The 7,251-nt window shown below is 45.4% G+C and carries 10 protein-coding genes; 4 read left to right on the top strand and 6 right to left on the bottom strand.

Going from position 1 to position 7,251, the window contains the following annotated elements:
- The 3 genes from QXE01_10570 to QXE01_10560 all read left to right on the top strand — a co-directional run.
- A partial coding sequence (locus QXE01_10570) for a DUF2067 family protein (GenBank protein MEM4971679.1) occupies positions 1–270 on the top strand: 270 nt, incomplete at its 5' end.
- Between the two features lie 95 nt (positions 271–365).
- Positions 366–1,172, top strand: coding sequence for an ABC transporter ATP-binding protein (locus QXE01_10565; GenBank protein ID MEM4971678.1), 807 nt, complete (start codon positions 366–368; stop codon positions 1,170–1,172).
- Complete coding sequence (locus QXE01_10560) at positions 1,165–1,875, top strand: ABC transporter ATP-binding protein (protein ID MEM4971677.1); 711 nt, start codon at positions 1,165–1,167, stop codon at positions 1,873–1,875. Before QXE01_10565 ends, QXE01_10560 begins: the two co-directional genes overlap by 8 nt.
- 5 nt (positions 1,876–1,880) lie before the next feature.
- Here QXE01_10560 and QXE01_10555 read toward each other — a convergent pair whose 3' ends face one another.
- Together QXE01_10555 and QXE01_10550 are read right to left on the bottom strand one after the other, a co-directional pair.
- Positions 1,881–2,243 (bottom strand): hypothetical protein, encoded by a 363-nt coding sequence (locus QXE01_10555; GenBank protein ID MEM4971676.1) that lies wholly within the window; start codon positions 2,241–2,243, stop codon positions 1,881–1,883.
- Positions 2,244–2,464: 221 nt separating this feature from the next.
- Complete coding sequence (locus QXE01_10550; protein MEM4971675.1) at positions 2,465–3,787, bottom strand: HD domain-containing protein; 1,323 nt, start codon at positions 3,785–3,787, stop codon at positions 2,465–2,467.
- Positions 3,788–4,092: 305 nt separating this feature from the next.
- Between QXE01_10550 and QXE01_10545 the strand changes: the two genes are divergently transcribed.
- Positions 4,093–5,286, top strand: coding sequence for an ORC1-type DNA replication protein (locus QXE01_10545; GenBank protein ID MEM4971674.1), 1,194 nt, complete (start codon positions 4,093–4,095; stop codon positions 5,284–5,286).
- Between the two features lie 93 nt (positions 5,287–5,379).
- Here QXE01_10545 and QXE01_10540 read toward each other — a convergent pair whose 3' ends face one another.
- From QXE01_10540 to QXE01_10525, 4 genes are all read right to left on the bottom strand, one after another.
- A complete protein-coding gene (locus QXE01_10540) occupies positions 5,380–5,700 on the bottom strand; it encodes a 4a-hydroxytetrahydrobiopterin dehydratase (protein MEM4971673.1) in 321 nt (106 codons plus the stop codon).
- Positions 5,701–5,861: 161 nt separating this feature from the next.
- A complete protein-coding gene (locus tag QXE01_10535; protein MEM4971672.1) occupies positions 5,862–6,455 on the bottom strand; it encodes a tRNA (cytidine(56)-2'-O)-methyltransferase in 594 nt (197 codons plus the stop codon).
- A gap of 16 nt (positions 6,456–6,471) precedes the next feature.
- Positions 6,472–6,951 carry a RecB-family nuclease gene (locus QXE01_10530; GenBank protein ID MEM4971671.1) on the bottom strand — a complete coding sequence of 160 codons (480 nt, stop codon included), beginning with the start codon at positions 6,949–6,951 and terminating at the stop codon, positions 6,472–6,474.
- A 78-nt stretch (positions 6,952–7,029) separates the two neighbouring features.
- A partial coding sequence (locus tag QXE01_10525) for a hypothetical protein (GenBank protein ID MEM4971670.1) occupies positions 7,030–7,251 on the bottom strand: 222 nt, incomplete at its 5' end.

Below are 7,251 nucleotides of genomic sequence, written 5' to 3'. Positions count from 1 at the left end.
GGTGCATCTGAGGGATATATAGAGACCAACGCCCCGATAGAGGAGGTTATAGATATAGCTATGGCTGTTGCGAGATGCGCTGAAGAGGCTCCCAAGGAGATCCTAACGCCCCAGGCTAGAAAAGCCCTTATAGCTCTCTGCGCGTATCATGACATAAGCGTGGATCATCTGATCAGGATTCTCGAAGATCGGGGAGCGCTGGTGAGAGAACCAAGCGGAAGGATCGGGCTTTCAAGGCCTATAGAGGATCTAAGGGATCTAGCTCTATAGAAAACATAGAGAGAATATCTATATGCAAATCAACACAGCATTTTTATGCTACCAGATAAAATCCATATATCGGATATATCTCTAGGGTGTGAGCTATGATCTCAGAGGCTGTTGATAAGGGCTCTGCTGAGGAGAGGGGTGCTGGGGATAAGATACTGTGGACTAGAGATCTAACCCTCAGCTTTGGAGCCCTGAAAGCGGTTGATGGGGTATCGATTGATGTGCCTAGGAGGAAGATAACGTTGATAATAGGCCCCAACGGATCTGGGAAAACATCTCTAATAAACGCGATAACAGGTGTCTATAGACCCCAGAGCGGATCGGTTATATATGAGGGTAGGGATATAACGGGCCTACCTCCCCATAGGATCAATGAGATGGGTATTGTTAGAACATTCCAAATACCACAGCCATTTCTAAGGCTAACTGTTCTCGAGAACCTCCTCATATCAGATAGGATCATCCCGAGAACATCGATCTTAGATAATATAAGGAGGGGATCATGGGTTTCGAAGGAGATCGAGGTTGCTGAGAAGGCTTTCAAGATACTCAGATTTCTAAACCTAGAGAAGGTATGGGATCACTATGCATACCAGCTCAGCGGAGGACAGCTAAAGCTTCTCGAGCTAGGCAGGGCTCTGATGAACGGGGCTAAGTTGGTAATAATGGACGAGCCAATAGCAGGGATCCTTCCAACACTGGCACACACGATCTTCGAGTATATGAGGAAAGCAGTATCAGAGCTAGGGGTAACTATATTGGCTATAGAGCATAGGCTGGATATAGCACTTAAATATGTAGACCATGTATACGCCATGCATAGGGGGAAGGTAATAGCTTGGGGATCTCCGGAGGATGTTGTTAATAATCCACAGGTGATAGAGAGCTACCTAGGTGGGTGAGTTGATAAGGGGTATCGGGATAAACGCTGGCTATGCAAGGCTACATATACTCCACAACATAGACTTCGAGGCGCATGAGAAGGGGATAACAGTTGTTGTAGGCCCAAACGGCTCTGGGAAATCAACTCTGCTAAAGACATTCATGGGTCTTTCAACACTATATAGCGGTAAGATCTATCTAGGTAGTGAGGATATAACTAGATATCCACCGTATAAGAGGGCTAGGATGGGGCTGGTATATCTACCACAGGTGGATAATATATTTGTAAATCTAACTGTTATTGAGAATATAAGGATGGCTCTATACTCGGTTAAGGGGGATGTAGAGGATAAGATCGAAGAGGCTCTAGAGCTATTCCCAGAGCTTAAGAGCGTGGCAAAGAACAAGGCATACCAGCTTTCAGGAGGGCAGAGGCAGATGCTAGCACTTGCAATGGCTATGGCGAGGAGGCCGAGGGTGCTAATGGTTGATGAGCCTACAGCACAGCTATCCCCTAAACTCGCTAAGGCTATCCTGGGCAAGATAGCGGAGATAAGGGATCAGATGAGGGTCCCTATAATCCTTGTAGAGCAGAACGCAAGATCGGCTCTGGAGATAGGGGATAAAGCCTATCTACTGGTAAGCGGTAGGATAGCCTATGAGGGTCCTGCACAAGAGCTCCTCGGACATAAGGAGCTGGCAAAGCTATATCTAGGGCTATAGCCAAACTATCTAACCCTCATATTCCTTACAATAGCATCGATCTTAGATCTAAAATCAGGGTCTAAAAACCTCTCGAGATTACCCGCCACCTCCGACCCCCTCTCGCTCAAGGCAATTTTCCTCACATCACCGCCATTGATAATAGAGATCAGCCCTGAGGCCCTCAATATATCGAGATCAACCTCAAGATCCCTTGAATAGGGCCCCCATGGGTAGTGGGCAAACCTATACTCCTTACAGCATATCCCCACCTTGGCAAGCCTGTCAATCAGTTTATGGAGCTCCTTCACCTCTATAGAGCCCCCCAAAAGCCTGAGTATATAGAGAATTTTTATTGCCTCAGGCATATTCCTCAAAAACTGCCCCATGCTGCTCACCATATTCTATGCTACATTTAAATAGGGTTATTAATGCGACCCCCCTTACTAGTTTCATTCTTAAAGCCATATCAAATGCTCTGGATCTATGGTTTAAATTAGCATATAGTGATTAATCCAGACCTCTCCATCTTAAGGGGTGTGCTTTCAGATATAATAGATCAAGAACGGATCAATCTTACTGACTATATGTTGGAAGGTATTGGATAATCCTAGTAAAAGGATCTCAGGGTTTCTTCAGAGCTGGATTCCATGATTTCTCTGAACACCTTGACAGCCCTCTCCCTCTTATCTAGGTGGGCTTTATCCATATATAGCCTTACAATTGCTACACTGTGTGAGAGGGTTCCAAAGCTGATTTCCTCGAATCTCTTGACAATCGGCCTGTCCCCCGATATAACTAGGACCTCCTCCTCCTTGAGCATGGGGTTTAGGGGTAGATGGGGTGTATCTATATATACTATTCCTTCGAAATCCTTCCCAAGCTCTTCTATGAGGAGCTTGTTTAGAAGATTCCTGTTTATCGCTAGGAGCGATAGTGGGCTTCCCCTCTGTATCTGGATCCTCTTCTCCTCAACTACTGTATAGGGTATCTTTCTGCTTAGCAGCATCTTGCAAGATTCGAGCTTTCTTATGCTTGGGTTTCCTAGTATATATGTATCATCTAGATCTATATACCTGCTTGGATCCTCAACCATAGATTTATAGTCTATATAGGCGCTGCTCTCCTCAAGAACCCTTCCTACTAGATGCTCTACAGCCCTAGTTGTCTTATGGTAATAGACCGCGGCAAACATATGGAACCTAGAGATAAGGACATGCTCATATGCATCAACAGCCTTATCCAGTATTCCAAGCCTCTTTCTAAGGGGCACAGCGTTCCTGGCAATCCTAACCCAGTCTATCCCCAGCCCATAGCCAGCCCCTGTGTAATATGAGTCTCTAACTAGGTAGTCAAGTAGATCCGCTGAGAAGGGGCCTTTAAGGACATAGAAGAGGCTCTTCTCCATATCCTGATCAACACCGCTGAAGCCTAAAACGGGCCAGTCCTCGCTTGAAACAGCTGTGAGAGCCCTCGATATATCTCTAGCATCGAAACCCAGATCCCTGCTCTCTTCTAGGCAAGATAGTATCTCATCATCGCTCTCAACGATCCTAGATCCCACTATCTCGTGATTAGTATTCATGGGATATAGGATCTTCTCCTCGAAGCTGTGGGAGAATGGTCCATGGCCTATATCATGTAGCAGGAGAACCAGCCTTAGATATTGGACAAGCCTAGCACCCTCCTCCCTCCCAGCAAGCTTGAATCTCGAAGCTATGTTCTCACCAAAGACGCCAGCTATATGCATAGCCCCTATGCTATGTATAAACCTACTATGTGTAGCCCCAGGATATACATAGACGGATGTGGGGAGCTGGAGTATCCTCCTAAGCCTCTGAAAAGCCCTTGTATTTATTATACACTTCTCAACAGATGTTATACCTATATACCCATGCACCGGATCCTTTATCATGTGCTCATATACCAGCATATAGCTCCACTCTATGAATCGCTTGAGAACTAATATTAATACCCACCACTAATTAGATCAGCTGAAGATCTTTACAACCTAGTAAAGGATATAGGTTCTGCAAAAGCTACCAAGCTAACCTCATCCCTACCCCGGGGATATAAGGCTTCTAGATGCAAAATATTTTTCCTGTCAGGTTGACTATATCCTCTATTATAGCTATAGAGCAACTCAAGAAGGATCATAACTGTAATACCTAGTCCCTATGGGAAATATGGATTATTGATTAGGCGTCCTTCTAATAGGTTTTGTCTCCACATGATATTATGGGGTTTCATCTGAACAGCATAGATTCCCTACTAGATAGGATATCCACCTCAAAGGTTTTTATAAATAAGGAGGTGTTGAGGCCTGACTATATTCCTGAGACTCTGCCGCATAGGGAGAGGGAGATTGAGAAGGTAGCCCTTGTCCTTGGAGCCTCTCTCCAGGGTGTGAGGCCTAGTAATCTCTTTATATACGGGTTAACAGGTACTGGGAAGACAGCTGTTACTAAATATGTTCTGAGGAAGCTCAGTGAGAAGGGTAGCGAGAAGGGGGTTAGGATCCACTGGGTCTATGTGAATACACGTGTTGATAACACAAGCTATAGGGTTTTATCGAGGATAGGCGAGGCGATAGGGGCTAAGATCCCGTTTACAGGTCTCTCAACAGCGGAGGTATATAGGAGGGTTATGAATGTTATAGATGCAAGGCAATCGATAGTAGTTACTGTTCTTGATGAGATAGACTATATGGTTAAAAGGGAGGGGGATGAGATCCTATATAGGCTTACAAGGGCTAACGAGGAGCTTTCCAGGGCTAAGATAAGCATTGTGGGGATAACCAACGATATAAAGTTCGTTGAGATGCTGGATCCAAGGGTTAGGAGTAGCCTTAGCGAGGAGGAGGTGGTTTTCCCACCATATAATGCTGAGCAGCTAAGAGATATATTGAGGCAGAGGGCTAGAATAGCATTTAGAGAGGGGGCTGTGGGGGATGACGTTATATCCCTCTGCGCCGCCCTCGCAGCGAGGGAGCATGGAGATGCTAGAAGAGCCCTTGACCTCCTAAGGGTTGCTGGGGAGATAGCCGATAGAGAGGGTTCTGAAAGGGTTACAGAGGATCATGTGTATAGGGCTAGGAATGAGATAGAGAGGGATAGGGCTACAGAGATCATAGCCACTCTCCCCACCCATAGCAAGCTCATCCTATATGCCTTGCTAAAGATTGTGGAGGAGGGTAGAGAGGCCACCACAGGGGAGGTCTATCTAGCATATAGAGATATAGCTAGGAGGTACGGGCTTGAACCAGTTACACAGAGGAGGGCTAGCGATATAATATCTGAGCTAGACATGGTAGGGATCATAAGTGCTGTTACGATCAACAGGGGGAGATATGGTAAGACAAGGGTTATAAAGCTCCAGGTAAGCCCTGAGGTTGTGTTGGAAGCCCTCAGCCATGATGGCATAGCTATATAGGAGATCAACTCGATGTATAGCTAGCCTCCTATTCCATGCTATCCCCAGCTACTACACAGCTGAAAGCCATCCCCAGGGCTAGGAGATCTATGTCTATCGCTTCATACCCCTATATATCTTCTCTATCCTCTCAGCAAGCTCTATATCCATCGTTGAGAGGCCCTTGATATCATGTGTAGTGAGGAAGATCCTCACTGTGTTATAGTTCTCAATACATAGATCTGGGTGGTGGCCCAGCTCCTCAGCAGCATCCCTTATAGAGTTGATAAAGTTAACAGCATCTACAAAATCCCTTAATAAATACCTCTTATAGATCCTAGGCGCCTTACCCCTACCAATTCTCCACCCTGTGAGCCCCTTTTCTCTCAACATTTTCCTAGCCTCCTCAGGCGATATGGATTTATATTCACTCAAGCCAAGCACCTAACTATATCTTCTAAGGAGTTTATTAAGGGGTGGAACCATGTTGATCTGGGATCTAACTGTGTATCTAGAACATCATATTTAATATTCATGATGCTATTGCTAATATTTCTGGTAACATATTAATTATATGGAGTGATGAAACGACGGTCTCATGAGCTGTGATGAGTCTTCTCTTCTCTGATGCCATCTATGCTAAGGACTACCTTGCCCCTGGGCGATGGTATTATAGTTATTTTTGCATCTGTATATGTGATCCTGAGTTCTCTCCCTTGAAAGAGCCTGTCGAGGAATATTGCTAGGGCTGCAACCTCTGAGTGGGGTTGAGAGCCTATGGATACGTTATAGTCGGATAGCTCGTAGACCTCTCTCGGAACCTTCTCAGAGCCCACAATCACCAATATGTCTTTGCATCTCCTGATCATCTCGATCACATCGTCCACTGGTATACCATACATGGTTAGATGAACCACACATCCGCCCCTAGCTCTCCACTCATCAATGGTTTTCCTCCAGCTCTGTGTATAGCTTACCTCGAACCCATCTCCACCCCATCTATTGGCAACATCTATTACGGAGCCCATCATCTCATCATCTCTATCCCCAGCATATATGATCCCAGATGCTCCGAACGCCCTTGCAACTAGCCCTACGTGTGTTGATACCCTCTTATCCCTTTCAACCCTATGGCCTAGCCTCAGCACATAGACCCTATACCCTAGATCCTTTCTTAGGAGTATCATCATGGGCAGCCTTATAACCTTATCTTGTCTCGCTAGACAGGCTTGAACCTCCTTCCCTGGCCCTCCTAGCGTATCTATATAGCACGAGGGTTAGATTCTGTATAGGCCCTGGGTCTCTCGAGAACTCTGGGAAACCCACATATCTAGCCCTCTCAACCCCCTCCTTACCAAGTGGCTGCTCCCCAGAGGGGAAGACTATCATTGTGTCTCTACCGATCTCCACTCCGTTGAAGTCTATCCAATCTCTACTCCTTGAAAATATATATATCTCGGAGGGCCTATAGATCTCTATAGCATCAGATAGCTCAGGGAGAATAGCTATTGGAAGACCACTCTTATGAGCATGCCTCCAGGCCTCTGGAACACCACTCTGAGCAGCGAGACCACCGGGCCTCGTTATAACAACAACGATATCCCTCAGATCTCTAAGAATAGATGAGGTCTTCACAAACTCAACAACCACATGAGGGCTTGTCGGAGCGTGGAGAACCAAGATCACGGCTTTCCCCAATCCCTATACACTAAACACCATATTATACCTATCCACCTCTTAATCATAGTTAGCAATAGAGGATATTCAAAGAAGTTGAACTGCCTTTCGTAAAATAGGGTCTGATATTATATATGAATTGTCTTTCTTCTCAACTATAGATAGATCTATTAATCTCTTTAGATGTTCGTAGAGAGTCCTATCATTTATAGTTCTACCCTCCTTGATCTCTAATAGCTTTTTTATCTCGCTCCACCTCCTCTCACTTGTGAGTATCTCTAGCAATGCTCTATATCTGACGCTTCTACT

This window comes from Sulfolobales archaeon (assembly GCA_038897115.1).
GTDB lineage: Archaea > Thermoproteota > Thermoprotei_A > Sulfolobales > AG1 > AG1.
This window is presented reverse-complemented; position numbering and strand designations above follow the sequence as displayed.